31 protein-coding genes are annotated in these 15,017 nt (G+C 55.9%); 9 read left to right on the plus strand and 22 right to left on the minus strand.

Features of this window, described 5'->3' with window-relative positions; genetic code table 11:
* Position 1: 1 nt before the first annotated feature.
* From LG300_RS07790 to LG300_RS07895, 22 genes are all read right to left on the minus strand, one after another.
* Positions 2–718 (minus strand): hypothetical protein, encoded by a 717-nt coding sequence (locus LG300_RS07790; RefSeq protein ID WP_404377822.1) that lies wholly within the window; start codon positions 716–718, stop codon positions 2–4.
* A complete protein-coding gene (locus LG300_RS07795) occupies positions 715–936 on the minus strand; it encodes a hypothetical protein (RefSeq protein WP_399841731.1) in 222 nt (73 codons plus the stop codon). The genes LG300_RS07790 and LG300_RS07795 overlap by 4 nt, the downstream gene beginning before the upstream one ends.
* Positions 933–1,649 carry a terminase large subunit domain-containing protein gene (locus tag LG300_RS07800; protein WP_404377823.1) on the minus strand — a complete coding sequence of 239 codons (717 nt, stop codon included), beginning with the start codon at positions 1,647–1,649 and terminating at the stop codon, positions 933–935. The genes LG300_RS07795 and LG300_RS07800 overlap by 4 nt, the downstream gene beginning before the upstream one ends.
* Complete coding sequence (locus LG300_RS07805; RefSeq protein ID WP_404377824.1) at positions 1,639–2,235, minus strand: hypothetical protein; 597 nt, start codon at positions 2,233–2,235, stop codon at positions 1,639–1,641. The genes LG300_RS07800 and LG300_RS07805 overlap by 11 nt, the downstream gene beginning before the upstream one ends.
* 228 nt (positions 2,236–2,463) lie before the next feature.
* Positions 2,464–2,856 (minus strand): Gp49 family protein, encoded by a 393-nt coding sequence (locus LG300_RS07810; RefSeq protein ID WP_404377826.1) that lies wholly within the window; start codon positions 2,854–2,856, stop codon positions 2,464–2,466.
* Between the two features lie 112 nt (positions 2,857–2,968).
* Positions 2,969–3,358, minus strand: coding sequence for a DUF1353 domain-containing protein (locus LG300_RS07815; RefSeq protein WP_404377827.1), 390 nt, complete (start codon positions 3,356–3,358; stop codon positions 2,969–2,971).
* Complete coding sequence (locus LG300_RS07820) at positions 3,324–3,596, minus strand: hypothetical protein (protein WP_404377828.1); 273 nt, start codon at positions 3,594–3,596, stop codon at positions 3,324–3,326. The genes LG300_RS07815 and LG300_RS07820 overlap by 35 nt, the downstream gene beginning before the upstream one ends.
* Positions 3,589–3,762 (minus strand): hypothetical protein, encoded by a 174-nt coding sequence (locus LG300_RS07825; protein ID WP_404377829.1) that lies wholly within the window; start codon positions 3,760–3,762, stop codon positions 3,589–3,591. Before LG300_RS07825 ends, LG300_RS07820 begins: the two co-directional genes overlap by 8 nt.
* Complete coding sequence (locus LG300_RS07830) at positions 3,759–4,079, minus strand: hypothetical protein (protein ID WP_404377830.1); 321 nt, start codon at positions 4,077–4,079, stop codon at positions 3,759–3,761. Before LG300_RS07830 ends, LG300_RS07825 begins: the two co-directional genes overlap by 4 nt.
* A 10-nt stretch (positions 4,080–4,089) precedes the next feature.
* The gene (locus LG300_RS07835; RefSeq protein WP_404377831.1) at positions 4,090–4,443 is read right to left on the minus strand and encodes a YcbK family protein; all 354 of its coding nucleotides are present in this window, start codon (positions 4,441–4,443) and stop codon (positions 4,090–4,092) included.
* 271 nt (positions 4,444–4,714) lie between these two features.
* Positions 4,715–5,002 carry a hypothetical protein gene (locus LG300_RS07840; protein ID WP_404377832.1) on the minus strand — a complete coding sequence of 96 codons (288 nt, stop codon included), beginning with the start codon at positions 5,000–5,002 and terminating at the stop codon, positions 4,715–4,717.
* A 12-nt stretch (positions 5,003–5,014) separates the two neighbouring features.
* Positions 5,015–5,629, minus strand: coding sequence for a hypothetical protein (locus tag LG300_RS07845; RefSeq protein ID WP_404377833.1), 615 nt, complete (start codon positions 5,627–5,629; stop codon positions 5,015–5,017).
* A complete protein-coding gene (locus LG300_RS07850; protein WP_404377834.1) occupies positions 5,629–5,922 on the minus strand; it encodes a hypothetical protein in 294 nt (97 codons plus the stop codon). The genes LG300_RS07845 and LG300_RS07850 overlap by 1 nt, the downstream gene beginning before the upstream one ends.
* 11 nt (positions 5,923–5,933) lie before the next feature.
* Positions 5,934–6,302 (minus strand): hypothetical protein, encoded by a 369-nt coding sequence (locus LG300_RS07855; RefSeq protein WP_404377835.1) that lies wholly within the window; start codon positions 6,300–6,302, stop codon positions 5,934–5,936.
* Entirely contained in the window at positions 6,299–6,442 is a 144-nt protein-coding gene (locus LG300_RS07860; protein ID WP_404377836.1) for a hypothetical protein, read from the minus strand. Before LG300_RS07860 ends, LG300_RS07855 begins: the two co-directional genes overlap by 4 nt.
* Positions 6,442–6,753 (minus strand): hypothetical protein, encoded by a 312-nt coding sequence (locus LG300_RS07865; protein WP_404378010.1) that lies wholly within the window; start codon positions 6,751–6,753, stop codon positions 6,442–6,444. Before LG300_RS07865 ends, LG300_RS07860 begins: the two co-directional genes overlap by 1 nt.
* A complete protein-coding gene (locus tag LG300_RS07870) occupies positions 6,753–7,262 on the minus strand; it encodes a hypothetical protein (protein ID WP_404377837.1) in 510 nt (169 codons plus the stop codon). Before LG300_RS07870 ends, LG300_RS07865 begins: the two co-directional genes overlap by 1 nt.
* The gene (locus LG300_RS07875; RefSeq protein ID WP_404377839.1) at positions 7,259–8,080 is read right to left on the minus strand and encodes an ATP-binding protein; all 822 of its coding nucleotides are present in this window, start codon (positions 8,078–8,080) and stop codon (positions 7,259–7,261) included. The genes LG300_RS07870 and LG300_RS07875 overlap by 4 nt, the downstream gene beginning before the upstream one ends.
* A 2-nt stretch (positions 8,081–8,082) precedes the next feature.
* Positions 8,083–9,039, minus strand: a complete 957-nt coding sequence (locus LG300_RS07880; RefSeq protein WP_404377840.1) for a replication protein — start codon at positions 9,037–9,039, stop codon at positions 8,083–8,085.
* A gap of 535 nt (positions 9,040–9,574) precedes the next feature.
* The gene (locus LG300_RS07885) at positions 9,575–9,766 is read right to left on the minus strand and encodes a hypothetical protein (RefSeq protein ID WP_172416189.1); all 192 of its coding nucleotides are present in this window, start codon (positions 9,764–9,766) and stop codon (positions 9,575–9,577) included.
* 32 nt (positions 9,767–9,798) lie between these two features.
* Positions 9,799–10,128, minus strand: coding sequence for a hypothetical protein (locus LG300_RS07890; RefSeq protein WP_404377841.1), 330 nt, complete (start codon positions 10,126–10,128; stop codon positions 9,799–9,801).
* Positions 10,129–10,186: 58 nt separating this feature from the next.
* A complete protein-coding gene (locus LG300_RS07895; RefSeq protein WP_404377842.1) occupies positions 10,187–10,414 on the minus strand; it encodes a hypothetical protein in 228 nt (75 codons plus the stop codon).
* A 70-nt stretch (positions 10,415–10,484) separates the two neighbouring features.
* On the opposite strand from LG300_RS07895, the gene LG300_RS07900 reads away from it, so the two are divergent.
* The 9 genes from LG300_RS07900 to LG300_RS07940 all read left to right on the plus strand — a co-directional run bounded on the left by LG300_RS07900 (position 10,485) and on the right by LG300_RS07940 (position 14,985).
* Positions 10,485–11,273, plus strand: coding sequence for a helix-turn-helix transcriptional regulator (locus tag LG300_RS07900; RefSeq protein WP_404377843.1), 789 nt, complete (start codon positions 10,485–10,487; stop codon positions 11,271–11,273).
* Between the two features lie 83 nt (positions 11,274–11,356).
* Positions 11,357–11,758, plus strand: a complete 402-nt coding sequence (locus LG300_RS07905) for a hypothetical protein (RefSeq protein WP_404377844.1) — start codon at positions 11,357–11,359, stop codon at positions 11,756–11,758.
* A complete protein-coding gene (locus LG300_RS07910; protein ID WP_404377845.1) occupies positions 11,700–12,188 on the plus strand; it encodes a helix-turn-helix domain-containing protein in 489 nt (162 codons plus the stop codon). Before LG300_RS07905 ends, LG300_RS07910 begins: the two co-directional genes overlap by 59 nt.
* Positions 12,185–12,610 (plus strand): DUF6941 family protein, encoded by a 426-nt coding sequence (locus tag LG300_RS07915; RefSeq protein ID WP_404377846.1) that lies wholly within the window; start codon positions 12,185–12,187, stop codon positions 12,608–12,610. The genes LG300_RS07910 and LG300_RS07915 overlap by 4 nt, the downstream gene beginning before the upstream one ends.
* A gap of 134 nt (positions 12,611–12,744) precedes the next feature.
* Entirely contained in the window at positions 12,745–13,107 is a 363-nt protein-coding gene (locus LG300_RS07920) for a hypothetical protein (RefSeq protein WP_404377847.1), read from the plus strand.
* 612 nt (positions 13,108–13,719) lie between these two features.
* Complete coding sequence (locus LG300_RS07925) at positions 13,720–13,998, plus strand: PA3496 family putative envelope integrity protein (RefSeq protein WP_404377848.1); 279 nt, start codon at positions 13,720–13,722, stop codon at positions 13,996–13,998.
* A gap of 122 nt (positions 13,999–14,120) precedes the next feature.
* Entirely contained in the window at positions 14,121–14,393 is a 273-nt protein-coding gene (locus LG300_RS07930) for a hypothetical protein (protein ID WP_404377849.1), read from the plus strand.
* A gap of 8 nt (positions 14,394–14,401) precedes the next feature.
* The gene (locus LG300_RS07935) at positions 14,402–14,698 is read left to right on the plus strand and encodes a hypothetical protein (protein ID WP_404377850.1); all 297 of its coding nucleotides are present in this window, start codon (positions 14,402–14,404) and stop codon (positions 14,696–14,698) included.
* Complete coding sequence (locus LG300_RS07940) at positions 14,695–14,985, plus strand: hypothetical protein (protein ID WP_404377851.1); 291 nt, start codon at positions 14,695–14,697, stop codon at positions 14,983–14,985. The genes LG300_RS07935 and LG300_RS07940 overlap by 4 nt, the downstream gene beginning before the upstream one ends.
* Positions 14,986–15,017: the final 32 nt, after the last annotated feature.

Raw genomic sequence — 15,017 nt, forward strand, 5'->3', positions numbered from 1 at the left:
TCTAATACCCTGTCGTGTAGTCGCCGGGGGCGCTGCCTGCGCCGATATTTTGAACGGGGCGCGTGGTGGCGTGGTGGAGCTTCATCACTAGGTAGCGGGTGGCGTCCATGAGGTGGTCGTTCTGCTTCACCACGCGGCCTTTCTCATCGCGGCGGTACAGCCGGTACTCGCCTAGCCAGTGCTGCAGCGTGCTGAACACTTTCAGGCGTCCAGTGCTTAACCGGTCCAGCACTTCCAGCAGCCCAGCCTCAACGCTCTTGTCAGCACGAATGAGGTTCAGGCCTTCGTTCTCGTACAGCGTCATCACGCGCTTGCCGTCGCTCTGGTTCGTGCCTGCGTAGTCGATGATTCCCGGCATCCAGCTGCCACGCATCTTGATTGCCTTGGCGTGAACGGTCGGCTCGGCTTGGCCTCGGTAATGCTCGCTATTCAGGTAGAGAATGTCGGTGTCCCGGTCGAGCGCGCCCCATATCGCAGCGGTCTTTTTCCAGCCAACGTCGAGGCCATAAGCACGGGCCCACCAGCCGGGTATCTGAAACGGGTCACAGATAATGTCCTCTTCCGGCACCGGGTAGATCGCACCGCTGCCTAACGTTGGAATGCCGTTCATCCGCGCCTCTAGCTGGTGTGGGCTGATACCCTTGGCCATATCGTCTATGTCCTCCTGCTTGAGGTGCGGAGCATCTTTCCAGCCCGCTTGTACGACATAGCGACTCAACGCAGACCTACCATGAACTGTGCGCCTGCAATGGTCAGCACATCGCCAGTGCTAGCGTGCGGGTCTACCATGCGCGCCACTTTTATTGACAGCATGCCGCCTTCAATGCCGCGCTCTTTCACTAGGTCGGCAATGCGCTTGGCTGCAGCCGTGGTGCGCTCCTGGTACTTGGTGCTGACACTCGCGGCGAGATATTCACCTTGGATGGGGTCGGTCATACCGGCTCCTGCTCATGCTTGGATTCGAGGAACGACACCACCAGCTCAGTCAGGCCGGACAGCGGCGTAAACGTCATCATCACGATGCCGCGTGTTGTCATCGTGCGGATCAGCGCCTCGTCGTATACGTCTTTGGGTACCTCTTCATCGAGCCAGACAACATCCTGCTCGGTACCCTGGAAGATTCGGCGGCCCTGGTCATAGCTGCGAAGCATCAAACGGCTAGTGCCGCCGCTGGCGTGGCTGACGTTGATCTCTTCGTACAAGTTGGCCACGCCCCTGGCGGGGGTCGGTTTGCCTAGCTTGTCGCGTGGTATCAGACCGCTGCCAAACTCGTCGGTATTCCATAGCCCGCCGAGTAGCTTGCTCTGGATAATGTCGCGGGTGGTTTGGCTGGTATCGCCTGCAGCCAGTGCGGTGATTGGCTTGTCGAACGTGCGGCCTTCCCACCAGTGCGGGTACTCGCCGGTGAGGTGGTAAGTCATCTCGCCGCCACCGGCAATCGTCTTGCCTACGCGGTTACCGGCCATGAACAGGCGCTCTTTGTGATATTTGCCTGCCCTAAAGAACTCCATGTGCTTGGTGTAAAGCTCACGCCGATACGGGCCTTCATCGGGGAATAGCTCGCGTATCAGGTTGTAGCGTTTGCGCCGCGCCTTTTCTTCCAGCGCTGCCAGTAGCGCCAAGCGGGCAGCGCGGTTATCACTGCTCACCGCCCACCTGCTGCGTCAACTTGGCGATACGCGCCTCTAGCTCTTCGTCGGTGAGCTCGGCTTCTGGTGCCTTGTCGTCGCTCTCTTTCAAGTCGAGGCCGTAGTTCTGGCGCTCCAGCTTGACCACGCGCTCAAGCGCCTGGGTGCCGAAGCCTAGACATTTGCCGACATAATCCAGCGGCACATCGATCTCGGCGGTGCCGTCTGGCACTTCGACGGTCATCGTGCCCCTTTCAACCTGCCCTTCAAGAATCTCGGCATAGCGGTTCGTAATGCCTCGCCAGCGCTCTAGCGTAGTGCGGTGCCCTTTGACGACAGCCGCGTTCTCGTTCGCCGCAAACTCGATGATGGCATCGTCTTGCTCGTCCAGCGCCTCTTGGGCTTCTGGCGGCAGCGATACGCGTGCAATCTTCTCCTGGGTGCGCTCACGAACGCGCCCGCTAAGGTCTTTCTTCCAGCCGTACTTCTTGGCACGGCGGCTGATATTGGAGCGGTTCACGCCATGCCGCGCTTCCAGCTGAGCCAGCGAAAAGCGACCGGTGCGATATTCCCGCTCGATCAGCTCCCAATCGTGTCGTTTCGCCATAAAAAAACGCCGCCATTGCTGGCAGCGCCCTCATAGAATAAGTGCCGGACGCTTCACAGCGTGCGGCGGGCGTCGGTAGTGTCGGCGGTGCTTCACAGCATGGCGTGGCTACCTACCCCGTCTAACGGTCAGGGGTGTCCGAGACTGATCACCTCCTATTACCGGCGGGGATTCAGTGCGCAACGCTTCACAGCGTGGCGTGTCGCCTCACGGCGAGAAATGGTTAAGCTATTTTGCTTCGTGCAGCTGCTGCTTGAGGTGGTAGCCCATCAATGGCCACATCTTCTGCACTGCGTTGTCCCGTGCAATCTTGCGGCCAATCTCGGCATCAAAGTTTTCTGGGCTGGCACAAGCGCTTTCACCAGTGACGGTAAAGCCGTTACGCAGCACCAGAACGCAGAAGGTCAATAGGCCCAGCGCTTCAATGCTACGAGGAACCTCATGGTCGGGCTTGTACGCCTCAATACGCACATCATCGTTGTTCTTGTAAGCACCAAGCACGCCATCTTGCGCCGTGAAGTAGTGCTCACTAGCAATGTTCGCCTCAATGTCCTGCGGGGTCACGCGCGGCGCTGTCAGCCCCTTGGTCTGGATTTCTTGCTCAATCGCTTGATCGTTCATCTCGACTTCCTCACGAAGTGTTTGCGGTGCTTGTAGTGCCAGTACCCAGACAGCAGGAACACGGCGATAATCAAGCGCAGCCGGAGCCACGCTGATAGGCGTCTATGAATCTTCACCAGCCACCCTTCCCAAAGCGCGATACCGCTGCATGAAATACGTTTGCCACGACCTCGGGCGCGTCGTCATACAACATCACGGCGCGAAAAGCTGCGTCGGCAAACGTCTTGCTTACCTGGTGGTAGAGGTGGCTGTAAAACCAATCGTGTAGTGCGCTGGCTTCCCATGCCGGTGCAAACGATGGCGGGAAAAGCCACCATAGCCACCACGGTATTGAGCTGCCGTTGAAAATGTAGCCAGCGGGCACCAGAAACCAGACGCCATCGATACACACCCACCAGTCACGAACGACCATCCATTTTGTAGCGCGCCCCTTTAGCCAGGGCGTCTTAACGCCTTTGGGCGCTCGCTCAGTCTGCAGACGCTCGGGAATATAAATCCGCATCCAGCGCCTCCAGTAGATCAACGCAAACGCCATTAGGCGGCAGCGGCACGCCAGCGCGGTGCATCACTGCCAGCGTGATAGCCCGCTTGTACGGGTCGGCGGTGTCGCAGTAGCGCGACTGCAGCTCAAGCGTGGTGCCGGTGAGGTCGCCCACCTGATAGCCATCATCTAGCGGCGTCTCAATGCTCGCGCAGCCAGCCAACGCCAGCAGCGCAGCGGCGGTGATAGCGTTACGCATCGTGATCTCCTACACGGGCAGCCACGACCATGAACAGAATCGTGAAGGCTTGAAGTACGTGATCGGGTACGGCAACGCCGGTCAAACTGAGTAGCCAAGCGGCGACAATGGCAGCAGCGCCGCCAACGGTTTCAGCGCTGCGGCGCGTCTTGGGTCCGGGCGTCATTTCTTGCCACCCCTCACGCGGTCAGCCAGGGCCAGGAGCATTAGATCGATACTGCGCGGGCCTGCCCAGCCGCACACCGCTGCCACGGCAGACGCAGGCCAGCCGGTCAGATCAAAGTACAGATTGATACCGGCAGCGATAGTAATCATCACCACCAGCGCGGGCGCATCCAGCCACAGACGGCGGGTAAAGAAGCGCTCACGCTCACCGCTCTTGACCTCGTGCGCGATTTTAGCGAGCAGGCCCATGACTACGGCCACTGACGTACCTAACGCCAGCAGCACCTCCTGCAATAGGTTGGGGTTTCGCCATGGCATCAGCGCCTCCTCACCAGCGCGCCGGGCCGTGGGTGCGCGTATCGACGTGGGTGAACGTCTCGTAGCGCCCCAGGCTGGCGGTGGGGAAGTTGACGGCAAGCCAGTCGTACACGGCATCAGGCTCCACGCCTTGAACGCGGATATCTGCAGCGCGGCCAAGCGTGTGCTGACTGTTAGGCGCACCGCCTACTTTGGCGTTGTACTCCGGGCAGCGGCAGCCGCTATTGATAATTACGGGCTTACGGAAGTGGGCGCGCACCGATTCCAGTACCGCTAGTGTGTCGGTATCCACGGTATCGAAGCCGCAGCCGCACTTGCACGCAAACTCTGAGCGGCGGTAGTGGGGGCTTAGCTGATCGGGCATGAAGGACTCCAGCGCCTCACGGCGGGGGAAAACAGAAAAGCCCCGCCAGAGACTGGCAGGGCCTTGAGGTCGTTACACTGCATGGAAGAGAACTCGGTGGGCGCTCCTGGTTCGCCGCGCAACTGTGCGCTGCCTCGGCTGGATTTCCCTGACTAGCCAAGCTCTCTTCGATGCCGCCTTAAACGAAAACGCCCCGGCTCAAAGCCAGGGCGCAGAATTGGATTGTGGAAATTAGTATAGCGCTTCAGGCACATAAAACAACATAGAAGATTTATTCGATCATAGATCTTGATTCTAAGTCCCAACCCACAAGACCCATATTCGAAAGCAGTAAATGAAGCTTGCTTTCTGGATTTCTAATGGGGCCAGTGATAATCAATGAAATCGCACATTCGCCTTCCCTCGTTGTAGCATCAACATCATTGGGGTCAAAAGATATCAACTTTTCTTTAAATATCAGTTGAATTTCTTCCTGAAGCTTACGGATCTCTTCAGGCGACGCTTTCAGGTCAGTAATTCTAATTTTTCGCTTGGCGCCTTCAAATAGCTCGTGCGTCATACATCTCTCCTTTTACGCGGCTTTAGGCAACAACTCTGCCACAGGATGAAGCGCTTGGCACTCCCAGCGATCCAGTGTATCCAGCAGCTTCTCCCACACGCCTTTCCAGCACGTGCGGCCATGAGCTGCCCAGCGACGCACATCAATCTCTTCCCCATGCTCTGCTTCAATCCACGCGGCAATTCTGCGCGGGTTATGCAGGCCTGGTCGGTTATACGGGTACGTGGTTTCCGCGTGGTGGTGAATTGCTGCCGACGCTATCCAGCGCAGCTGACGCGCCGCCTCTGCGGTCGGGTATTCGCTCTGCCCCTGCCCTGGCAGCCGCATCTGCATGCCCGCGTGCATCAGCGCAGCGTGTAGCCACTCACGATCCTCGGCAAGTTCGTCGCGAGTGAACGGCCCAAAGCAATACCGTACCAGTGCCTGCAGGTGCATCGGCTGGCTCTCCACGGCACTAATTACTTGCCCTGCTTCCAAGCCATTCACTATCCGCCAGTCGTTGTTGTTACGCTGAGTGGTCTGCACCTGAGCGCCCAGCTCTGCAATCTGTGAGGCGTAAACCATCACGCTGCCCCGCTGCTCGTGATACGCCTGGAAAATCATTGACCTTGCTGAGTCGTAACGCATCACTTCCCCCTACCGTTGCGTTTTCGTTGCGATATTGCGCAACTGTTGCGTTTTGTTGCCTGCTGCGTTGCGTTTATCTCTGCAACCACTTCATCCCAAACGCTTTTTAGGCGTTGCGTTGTTGCGTGTGGGAATTTCTTTAACCACTTGTCATGCACGGCTTTACGGTTCTCTTTGGGCACGCTGAGCATCTCCCGCAAGACGAACTTCAGCTCGCATTCCCTGGCCCATTCGTGCCACTCAGGCGGGTAGCCGTTCTCGCCGCCCAGCTTGCGGCCATCAGGCCATTGCATAGGGCGCTCTATCACGCGGCTATCTCCTCAACCAGCCAGCCGCCGCCATGCTTCTTTGCTCTGGGAAACGCCACCTTGAACCGGAACGGATACATCTCAGCGGCTACCTTCATCTTGACCTTGGCATCCTCGGTGAAGACGCCCGGACCGCCCTTGGTATCGTGTAGCTCCATGACGCCATCCCTATCCATAACAGCGAAGTCCACGGTCAGGAAGGTCTTGTCTGCTAGGCGCAGCTTGATACCGTCAAAGCAGTACCACTGGATATCACCGGCGCGCTTGAGCATTTCTAGGTGCTGTGCATAGGCCGCCTCGGTCTTGTTCATCTGCCCAGCTTTGAGTCGCCCGAGCGCGGCCAGCCGCTTGTTGTTGTGCATCATGGTTGGTCGTTCTCCTGCCAGTGGTCTCGGTACTCCATGAGTTCGTCCTGAACGTCATAGTCCTGCGTGAGGTAGAGTCCCAGGCCAGTCAGGAACAGTGCACCGGCCACAGTCAGGCCTAATAGAATCCAAGGACTCATTACTTCACCGCCTTAACCAGGCCACGCCTGGCGAGTTGGTCCAGTGTCAGCACAATGGCTTCATTCATCCGCACCCTGCGCTCTTCGCGGGTCAGGCTCCTGCCATTGTCGATCTCTGCATGACACGCCGGGCACAACGCGGCAGTGAGTGCATCACTCGCCTTTTGCCCTCGGCCACGGTGCTGGTTGCTATGGGCAGCTTGGATGCCCCAGGCGCCGCACAACACGCAGTTCTCAATCTCATGCACGTTGCTGAGCCACTGAGGGCTACGGTGCGGTTTGGTGGGCAGGTAGCACTCATTGGGAAGCATCACGCCACCTCCTTGTACTCATCCGGCTTATAGCCACGCAGGTTGGGATCGGTCAGCCGCATCCCCAAGCTGGTGAAGTGCTGGTATACGGCATCCAGGTAGCGGGTCTTCTGGTCTTTGCTCATCAAGCGAGTGCAGGGGAAGTCCAACGGCTCCTGCATCAACTCCAGCTTGGCCTCATACGGAAGCGGCTTAACGATGCGGTCGTACTTCTCTTTGAACTCGGGCAGCTCCCAGCGCAGGATCGGTACCGCGAAGTGCAGCTTGCAGAAGCCGCGGTACTCCTCGGCGGTGTGGTCGCCTTGGGCTTCTGCCTCAAGGAGCCATTTGCGTTGGAGCTTGTTCTGGTCGGTGCTGCGCTTCACCTGGCGTTTACGCACCACGATTTCCACGTCACCCCATAGCTGGATAGCGTCGGTGATAACCTTCGGCAGTTTGGCAGCGGCGACCAGCGCTTCTTGAATGGTGCTGGCCCGAGATACGAACGGCTTGGTGGCTGGCTTAGTCATGCCGCACCTCGCTGCGTCCGGTAGCTGCCCCAATCCAGCTTGAGCGTGGTACCACCGCCCTCCTGCATCCGGTCGATGATGCGCTTGCCCATGTACTCCTCGAGCTTGTCGGCTTCCAGATTGCTAATCAGGATCGTCGGCAGCATCTGCTTGTAGCGCTCATTGATGATTTTGAAGAGCATCAGACGCTCCCACTCGGTACCAAGCTGTGCGCCTACCTCATCCAGAATCAGCAGGTCTAAGCCGCCGACGAACGCCCGGATAGCCTCACGTTCACTGGCACCCTTCTCCTTGCTGAAAGCACGCTCTTTGATCAGGTCGATCAACTCGTAAACATCGATACCCATCACCACGCGGCCACTGGCTAGTAGCGCGTTACCGATGGCATAGGCCAAGTGGCTCTTGCCGGTACCCACGCTGCCGGTAAAGACCAGCCCACCACCCTGCTCTAGGCGTTCATCAAACTTGGCGACGTAGGCACGGCATACGCTCAGCACGTACTGTTGCTCACGGCTGGACGCTTCAAAGCCGTTGAGGGATTTGTGCACGAAGCGTTTAGGGATCAGCGAGTCTTCCCGTAGCTTCTCAAGCCGCCGGCGGCTGCTGGCTTCGTTGGTCTGATTCACCTCGGCCTGGCTAACGCCTTTGGCATCCTCAAGCGCGCAGTGCGGGCATCCAGCCCACCGACCGTTAGGCATCTTGGTATTGGCAAACGCGCCATGAATCCGGCAGCGGTCAGCTTTATTTTCAGCGGTACCAGCGAGCATGCTGGCTAACTGGCCGCGCACTTGCGGGGTTGTTGTCAGTGATTGAGCCATGGTTAATCCCTCGCCCACGCTGGGAGTTCAAGATCGTTGGTGCCGTAGGAGCCCACGGGCAACGGTTGGGCAAAGCCCATGCGGCCATCGTGGCGCTGAGGTGTGCGGGCAGCAGGCGGCAACCAGTCGTTGTCATACTCGGCGTTTGGGCCGAAGAACCGCTGTGCCTGCATGACAAACTCGGTTCGTTCGTCGCCCTTGGCGCGGATGTACTCGGCGTAGCGCTCTACGCCAGCTTGCATGGTTTCGGCAGGCACGCCCTGCTTGCGGCGAGCGCTCCACGCTTTGAAGGCTGATTTTTTCGGATTTCCACCAGCGCGTTTCGGGTAAGCCGACCATGCCGCCTCGAAGTCATCGGGGTATGGGGTCGCGCTGGGTTTTGGTTTGGGTGCATCCGGTGGCGTTAGCTCAAGTTCAGCTGACGCGGATGGTTCACCCTCTGAACGTAGTGAAGAGGGTTTAGTGTCTTTCTTGTCTTTATTTGTCACTCCATCTTGGGGTGATTCAGTTACCCCATGTTGGGGTGACTCACTCCAAACTGGATCAGCTTTCCGTTTTGGGGTGGCTCGTGACTTTTGGGCCTTAAAATCCCACTCATCGATTTTTTTATTGATCTTTACCGGTGAGCGACTGCTACCCTGGCGAACTAGCACTCGCTTTCTGATAAGGGCGTTCAGCGTCTCGCTGCATTTGCCTTCCGGCATACCGGTCATCTCAGCCAGCACCGAGGCAGCCAACCAGGCAGAAGGTTTATTCCACCCATAGGTAGCTCGCTCAACAGCACGCACGATGCGTGCTTCACGACTGGTTAGAGGGGCTTTCATTAGCGCTTCAACGATGGCGTTGGCAGTTCGGGTATACCCATCTTCCACCTGAATGCTCCTGCCCCGATCTTGCGCGGGCGCTTGTCCGTCATCACGACGGTCTGGAAACTGGATTATTTCGGCTGCATTAGTCATAATTAACCTGCATTGAATGTGTGAAAGCCCGGCCGCTCCCCAGCGATTTGCCGGGCTTTTGCGTTTCTGTCCTAGCCCTATCAGGGCCGCTTTCCTTCCTACCTCTCTATCAACTCGCTATGCTTGGCAGTGCCAGGGTCGTCACCCCTGGTTGTCGCCAATGACACGGCGGCTAAAGGGCACCGCAACCCGGAGCGCCTCGACTCCCTTGGCTCCTGGCCGCTCGTCGGGGACGAGCCGCTAGCAAGCCTGGGGAATCCCAGGGTTAACCGCTGCGGTGCCTGCTCGCTGATCCCTCGTTGCTAGCGCGATATCAGCAAGCGCTTGGCAAGGCGCTATACAAAACCAGGTCTTCCATGACCTGAGGCCTCAGGTCGCTGACCACGGGGATGTAGCCGTGAAAAAGCGCCTGAATCTGGAAGTCAAAATCGATGTGGCTAAAACGATCTCTGCATTAACGGTGCTGATCGTTGTGCTTAGCCGCCTCTGACTTCCTCAAGCCCTGGCCGGGCGGCAGCCCGGTCAGGCACTTCCCTTAAACAGCCCGCAGCGTGCGCTCTCGGCGCATGGCGTAGAGCTGATCTTTCAACGGTCCCGCGATAGCAATGGCGTGATCGAGCATCACGTCCTCCACCGCCACTCCGCGCTGTGCGGCTTCCTGTTCCACCACGGCTTGATGCTGTGGCGACAGTCGCCGGTACGTTCGTGACAGAGCTGCACGATTCACAGTGACTCCTCGGGCCTTGTTCGGCCCTTCTGCTAGGCGCGTAGGCGCTGCATCATCTGCTCAGTGATGCGGTTTTCTATGAGGTGCGCCATGAGCGCTTCCACCATTTCTTGCTGTGCTGCCTGTACGCTCTCGCCTTTGGCTAAGCGGTCTAGCAACACGTCTTGCCGGAGGTTAATCACCTCCATGCCCACCAGGGCGCACTCCCGAATGGCATGGGAGATAACGCCCCCGTGGCGCATTTCTGCCACCTGCTCCAGCGCGAGGTATTCCGAATCCTTAAAGCGAACGCGAGCGGGGTTATCCAGGTGCTCGCCTTCCGCTTTCCGAGTGGTGGGAATACGGGGTTCACGGTTCAGCATTGCGATTTCCTTCTTACGGTTTGCTGAGTTCGCGGCCTTCACAGGCAGGCGGTTTGGGTTAGGCAACCTGAGAAGCAGGGTCACCAAAAATGTCAGGGCGCAGGCCCTCAATAGTTAGTTGGCCTTCTGTCGCGTCTTGAAGACGTTTAGCCATTTCAAGAGAGGCCTTTCGGTGCCCTCCCGAGAGCTGCCAGAGATAAGCCACGGATGTTTCAGCATTCTGTGCAACTTGCTGACGTTGCTCGGGAGGTGTTTTGCTAAGCCAAGTTCGTAATTGGTGAGACATACGGCATCTCCTGTTCGATGCTAAATAATTTAGCTTTGCGCTAACTTAAAATCAAGCAAGGATTAGCGTTTTGCATATTTATCATACTGCTAAATACTGCGAATATTCGGCTATGGACGCCTATCAAATTCGCAAAGAAAACCTGCTGAAGCTCATGCGGACGCGCACTAAAGCTGCGTGTGCCGACAAATGGGATACGTCAGCCTCAACGCTCAGCCAGATAACCTCGAAAAAATCGGTAAGGAATCTGGGGGACGCCCTTGCGCGCAAGATAGAAAGGGCAGAAGGCCTTCCGATCGGCTGGCTAGATAGAACGCACGACGAGACCGAAATTGACAGTCACAACGCAGGCGTCAGCTTCATCTCTAAGGCCAAGGTGACCAACGAGCTGGAGCTACACGAAACTGAGATCATTGATGAAGAAGTCCCTTTGCGAGAGGGCGAAGTAGAGCTTCCCTGTTTCAGAGAAGTGGAATTTTCAGCAGGAGATGGGCGCACCCAAGTTGTGGAGAATGGTGGTCACACCATGAGGTTTCCGCTATCAAAACTGGCTAAGCGCGGTGTCTCGCCTGAATTCGCGGCTTGTGCTACTGCAAGCGGCAGTTCAATGGAGCCAACAATTGCCGATGGGTCTCCTATCGCTATCGACAAGGGCACCCGCCACATCATCGATGGCAAGATCTACGCGCTCGATCACGGTGGCATGCTTCGCATCAAACGTCTCTACAAGCTGCCACTAGGTCGTGTGCGCCTGGTAAGCGACAACAGTGACGAATACCCGGAAGAAACGCACAGTCTAATGGGCCCAGATGCACCGAAAATCATTGGAAGAGTATTCTGGTGGGAGGTGTTCGACTGATGGCGATGGATGACTTGAAGATAAATATTTCTTGCGTTGCTTCTTTGAATCAAGCTAGATTGACGGAATATACCTAGGTAGATATGATGCTGCAGCTTTATGTCCACGCTGATGCCGAAGCAGATTTGGAAAACCTATGGGAAACTGATGAAGCTGCTGCTGCAACGATCGAGGTGACGCTGGAGGAAATCAAGGCTGACCAGGGGTTGCTTGATGCCCTCACAGATCATGATTTTGGGGTGGATCGTTCAAATTCCGTCTTCCACGTAAACAAATGGATCTCCATGTGGCGTTCTGGAAAGGATCTCTGGCGCCTTAAAGTATGGGAGTTGGAAACCGGCCCTAATCGATGGCGTGTTGTGTACGCCTTTTTTCCTGCTGAGCAGCGATATTACGTGTTAGGGGTAGTTCCTCGGGAGTTTAACTATGATGCAGAACATCCAATCTCAAAACGAATCTTGGCAGCTTACGAAAAACTTCGGTGAGGCTGGTGCCACCACAAGTAGTACTCGATCAAATCCTTCGGCCAGGATATATAATATTGAGAAACATTTGTATCCTGAAATGAATGCGCCTAAAGGTTATAAAGATATTTCCGATATCATCGCAAAATCGGAGCAAAACCCAGCGCGTAAGGCTGCCTTAGAAAAGGCAAGGGCAAATCTAGCTAAACAGCATTATGGTGATGAAGGTCAGACTGTGCGAACCGCTAGGCTACAGTTAGGCCTATCTCAGTCAGTGCTGGCAGACATGATCAACACAAGCCAGCCTCATATTGCTCGAATCGAGAAAGGTACGGAAAATTTAACTTTAGAAACAATGAGAAAGCTTTGCAAAGCACTCCATGTCAACATGAATCAACTTGACGAAATGCTGCACAAGCAAAAGCACGCCTGGGAGAGCAAGAAAAAATGAGTCGCAGCGTATTTACCATTTTCAGTGATGATATACGTCAAGAAATGGGCGGTAAAATCACTTACGTCGGTACGTATACTGGCTCAATGCAAGTACCTGAGTTTCCAGCCACACTTCCGAAATTTTGTATCTCTATCTTTTGTTGTTTCGACAGCGAGAAACCGGTTGAATCATTGCACATGAAAGTACTGTTAGGAGAGCAGGTCCTAGCGGATGAAAGATTTTCGCCCGGTGATCAGCCTTCTAAACAAGAACGCAATATGGATACAGAACATCCAGAGGTCATCCAGGCTAACTTGTTCTTTACTCCGCTACAGATACCAGAGCCCTGTACGCTCAGAGTAGAAGTAAACGCTGATGGAGAGGATCTGCAGGTATTTCCTTTTAAAATATCAACAATGAATGATGAAAATGTTCAATAGCTATATATTCTGGCCCAACATTTAGTTATTAAAAACCGCCCTATTCATGGCGGTTTTTTTGTGCCTAATCTAAGCCATCTTTGCTAAGCTGAAAGTGCGACACAATTAAGAATCTAATGAGAGGGACGATCAACATGGGACGATTACTGTTAGCGGCTATTGCCGCCCTCGCCTTTTCAGGCCCAACGCTAGCGCAGAGTAACTGTTACGGCTCTGACTCTTATCAAACCTGCTACGACACACAGTCAGGCAACAACTACAACATCCAACGATACGGCAACACCACTAGCCTTCAAGGTAGTAACCCTCGCACTGGATCAACCTGGAACCAGAACAGCCAAACCATTGGCAATACGACCTACCATAACGGCACGTCAGCAAGCGGCAATACTTGGAATGGAACGTCTACTCGGATCGGCGGCACGACCTTCCACCAGGGCACCGATTCAGACGGCAATTATTACAACCGCACTTGTAACCAGTACGGCTGCAACTGATTGAAGCATTGGATAGGGATCACGCTATTCGTCGCAGTAGTGTTTGGCTTTGGCATAAAAGCATCCGTGAAATGCGGTGAAGCGACTTGGGTAGACAGCTACGCCATCGTAGTCTTGGCTCACAACCTAATACCTGACTTCGATCTATGTAGCATGTAGCAGAATTTTGAATCACTGAACCCGCCTACATGGCGGGTTTTTTGTGCGCCAAACAAAAAATTTAGCATTTTGCTATTGACTGAAATTTAGCATCAAGCTAATTTTATTAGCACAAACACCGAGCAGCCGGTTAGCTGCCGACGCGATGAAGCCCGAACGTCTGAAACATAGGGTGGAGCCGAGTGCGAACTGGACTAGATGCCAGTAGCAGAGATGCGCCGCAGGCGATGACGTTAAACCATCATCTTCCCGGCTTCGGGAAAATGATCGTGATCCGCTACGCAGTGCGGACAAATGCCTGCCGCCTTGGCTAAGAATAAAGGCGGCATCCGGTAGCGCCCTGGTTCCAGTGCCGTTTTAGCAACTAACGCGGACTAGACATCATCAACAGGGCGCTACACGGATGCGAAAGCGTCGCTCAGTCCCCTTGCCCTCTACGGAGGGCTTTTTTTTATGGCATGGCCGCGCATCGTGGCCATGCCCGCGCTGCTTCCCTACCCCGACTCACTGCACTGGCACTGCGAGAGCTGCCGAGGCAGCGCGCACTACACAGGAGGCTTTATGGAAACCCTACCTACTAAGGCAATCACGAAAGGCGAGCTAAACAGCCGTAACGACAAAGCGGCAGCCGTTCACTACAGCAAGCGCCGAGAGATTGATCTGCGTAATGAACGCAGAGCGCTGCAACGCCAAATTGGAGAGGTGTGGGATGACCCGCTTCATTTTGCGTGAGCAGCACCATCACTTGGTGATCCCCCGCCCCGATCTGGGGCTTTTTTGTAGCCGCAAAAATGCTAAGCGAGCAGCCAAGCGTCGCGGCTACCCCGTTGAACTCATCTTTAAGGTGAAACGACATGCCTACGAGAACGCTTAGCCTCATCGCGCTTGCCGCCATCATCGGCAGCATGATTGTGGCCAGCAAGCTAGACGCATCTGATAAAGAGCGGATGCATCGTAAATACTGCCAAGAAGTCGCTGTTTGGGAGGCAGAAAAAGCGCGCGGCATTGATCCGCTAGACCGCACCGGCCACCCGGACTACCGGGGTAACGCTGCAGAGGTTTGCCCGGGTATGCGGCCCGCTGCGTACTCGCCTTCCTACGCTCCCTTTCAACTGATTCAGTTCTGAGGTGCCTTATGAACCGCAACAAGCAAATCCAGCTACACGCCGAATCCATTAGTGAGTCGATCCATGACGGTGACGCCGAGGGCGTAGCGAAGTTTGGAACGTATTTGAATGAGGTTGGCGACCTGGCCAGTGCCGTGGAAGAGCTAACCGCCACCACCACTGTCGCGGATATGGTCGATGCCTATATCCAATCAGCTGCCGGTGAGGCAGTGCTATTTGCATGGGCCAAGGATGTTGCCGAGGCGAAGCTGCTAGACGAAGAAGCAGATCGCGCTGAAATGGCAGCCAACTGGAGGGCAGCATGAGCAACTGGCGATCAACCAGCCGAGCAGGCTGGGACGAAGAAACCGGCGACGCCATTTACCACGTCACCAAAGGCAGTAAGAGCTTGTGCGCTGGTGACCATTTGGAGTTGGATCGGCTGCTAGTTGCCATTCAGGAACGCAATGATAGCGCCGAGCGAATGGCGGCCGCCCTATCGGAGCTTACCGTTCAGTTAGCCGCCAGTGACCAAGACGGAATGACTGAGCTAAGCGACTCATTCTGCGAGGCACGCGAAGCGCTGGGCGAGTGGCGAGCGCTGAACAAATAAAAGCCCCTTTCGTGCGGGAACACGTCAGGGGC

The sequence above is a fragment of the Vreelandella aquamarina genome (genome assembly GCF_044805175.1).
Lineage (GTDB): Bacteria > Pseudomonadota > Gammaproteobacteria > Pseudomonadales > Halomonadaceae > Vreelandella > Vreelandella aquamarina_B.

Excerpts from the sequence above, each read along its gene's own strand:
- LG300_RS07795 (WP_399841731.1), bottom strand. The coding sequence starts at position 936 with ATGACCGACCCCATCCAAGGTGAATATCTCGCCGCGAGTGTCAGCACC.
- LG300_RS07805 (WP_404377824.1), bottom strand. The coding sequence starts at position 2,235 with ATGGCGAAACGACACGATTGGGAGCTGATCGAGCGGGAATATCGCACC.
- LG300_RS07810 (WP_404377826.1), bottom strand. The coding sequence starts at position 2,856 with ATGAACGATCAAGCGATTGAGCAAGAAATCCAGACCAAGGGGCTGACA.
- LG300_RS07815 (WP_404377827.1), bottom strand. The coding sequence starts at position 3,358 with ATGCGGATTTATATTCCCGAGCGTCTGCAGACTGAGCGAGCGCCCAAA.
- LG300_RS07820 (WP_404377828.1), bottom strand. The coding sequence starts at position 3,596 with ATGCGTAACGCTATCACCGCCGCTGCGCTGCTGGCGTTGGCTGGCTGC.
- LG300_RS07825 (WP_404377829.1), bottom strand. The coding sequence starts at position 3,762 with ATGACGCCCGGACCCAAGACGCGCCGCAGCGCTGAAACCGTTGGCGGC.
- LG300_RS07830 (WP_404377830.1), bottom strand. The coding sequence starts at position 4,079 with ATGCCATGGCGAAACCCCAACCTATTGCAGGAGGTGCTGCTGGCGTTA.
- LG300_RS07835 (WP_404377831.1), bottom strand. The coding sequence starts at position 4,443 with ATGCCCGATCAGCTAAGCCCCCACTACCGCCGCTCAGAGTTTGCGTGC.
- LG300_RS07840 (WP_404377832.1), bottom strand. The coding sequence starts at position 5,002 with ATGACGCACGAGCTATTTGAAGGCGCCAAGCGAAAAATTAGAATTACT.
- LG300_RS07845 (WP_404377833.1), bottom strand. The coding sequence starts at position 5,629 with ATGCGTTACGACTCAGCAAGGTCAATGATTTTCCAGGCGTATCACGAG.
- LG300_RS07850 (WP_404377834.1), bottom strand. The coding sequence starts at position 5,922 with ATGCAATGGCCTGATGGCCGCAAGCTGGGCGGCGAGAACGGCTACCCG.
- LG300_RS07855 (WP_404377835.1), bottom strand. The coding sequence starts at position 6,302 with ATGATGCACAACAACAAGCGGCTGGCCGCGCTCGGGCGACTCAAAGCT.
- LG300_RS07860 (WP_404377836.1), bottom strand. The coding sequence starts at position 6,442 with ATGAGTCCTTGGATTCTATTAGGCCTGACTGTGGCCGGTGCACTGTTC.
- LG300_RS07865 (WP_404378010.1), bottom strand. The coding sequence starts at position 6,753 with ATGCTTCCCAATGAGTGCTACCTGCCCACCAAACCGCACCGTAGCCCT.
- LG300_RS07870 (WP_404377837.1), bottom strand. The coding sequence starts at position 7,262 with ATGACTAAGCCAGCCACCAAGCCGTTCGTATCTCGGGCCAGCACCATT.
- LG300_RS07875 (WP_404377839.1), bottom strand. The coding sequence starts at position 8,080 with ATGGCTCAATCACTGACAACAACCCCGCAAGTGCGCGGCCAGTTAGCC.
- LG300_RS07880 (WP_404377840.1), bottom strand. The coding sequence starts at position 9,039 with ATGACTAATGCAGCCGAAATAATCCAGTTTCCAGACCGTCGTGATGAC.
- LG300_RS07890 (WP_404377841.1), bottom strand. The coding sequence starts at position 10,128 with ATGCTGAACCGTGAACCCCGTATTCCCACCACTCGGAAAGCGGAAGGC.
- LG300_RS07895 (WP_404377842.1), bottom strand. The coding sequence starts at position 10,414 with ATGTCTCACCAATTACGAACTTGGCTTAGCAAAACACCTCCCGAGCAA.
- LG300_RS07905 (WP_404377844.1), top strand. The coding sequence starts at position 11,357 with ATGATGCTGCAGCTTTATGTCCACGCTGATGCCGAAGCAGATTTGGAA.
- LG300_RS07910 (WP_404377845.1), top strand. The coding sequence starts at position 11,700 with ATGATGCAGAACATCCAATCTCAAAACGAATCTTGGCAGCTTACGAAA.
- LG300_RS07915 (WP_404377846.1), top strand. The coding sequence starts at position 12,185 with ATGAGTCGCAGCGTATTTACCATTTTCAGTGATGATATACGTCAAGAA.
- LG300_RS07920 (WP_404377847.1), top strand. The coding sequence starts at position 12,745 with ATGGGACGATTACTGTTAGCGGCTATTGCCGCCCTCGCCTTTTCAGGC.
- LG300_RS07925 (WP_404377848.1), top strand. The coding sequence starts at position 13,720 with ATGGCATGGCCGCGCATCGTGGCCATGCCCGCGCTGCTTCCCTACCCC.
- LG300_RS07930 (WP_404377849.1), top strand. The coding sequence starts at position 14,121 with ATGCCTACGAGAACGCTTAGCCTCATCGCGCTTGCCGCCATCATCGGC.
- LG300_RS07935 (WP_404377850.1), top strand. The coding sequence starts at position 14,402 with ATGAACCGCAACAAGCAAATCCAGCTACACGCCGAATCCATTAGTGAG.
- LG300_RS07940 (WP_404377851.1), top strand. The coding sequence starts at position 14,695 with ATGAGCAACTGGCGATCAACCAGCCGAGCAGGCTGGGACGAAGAAACC.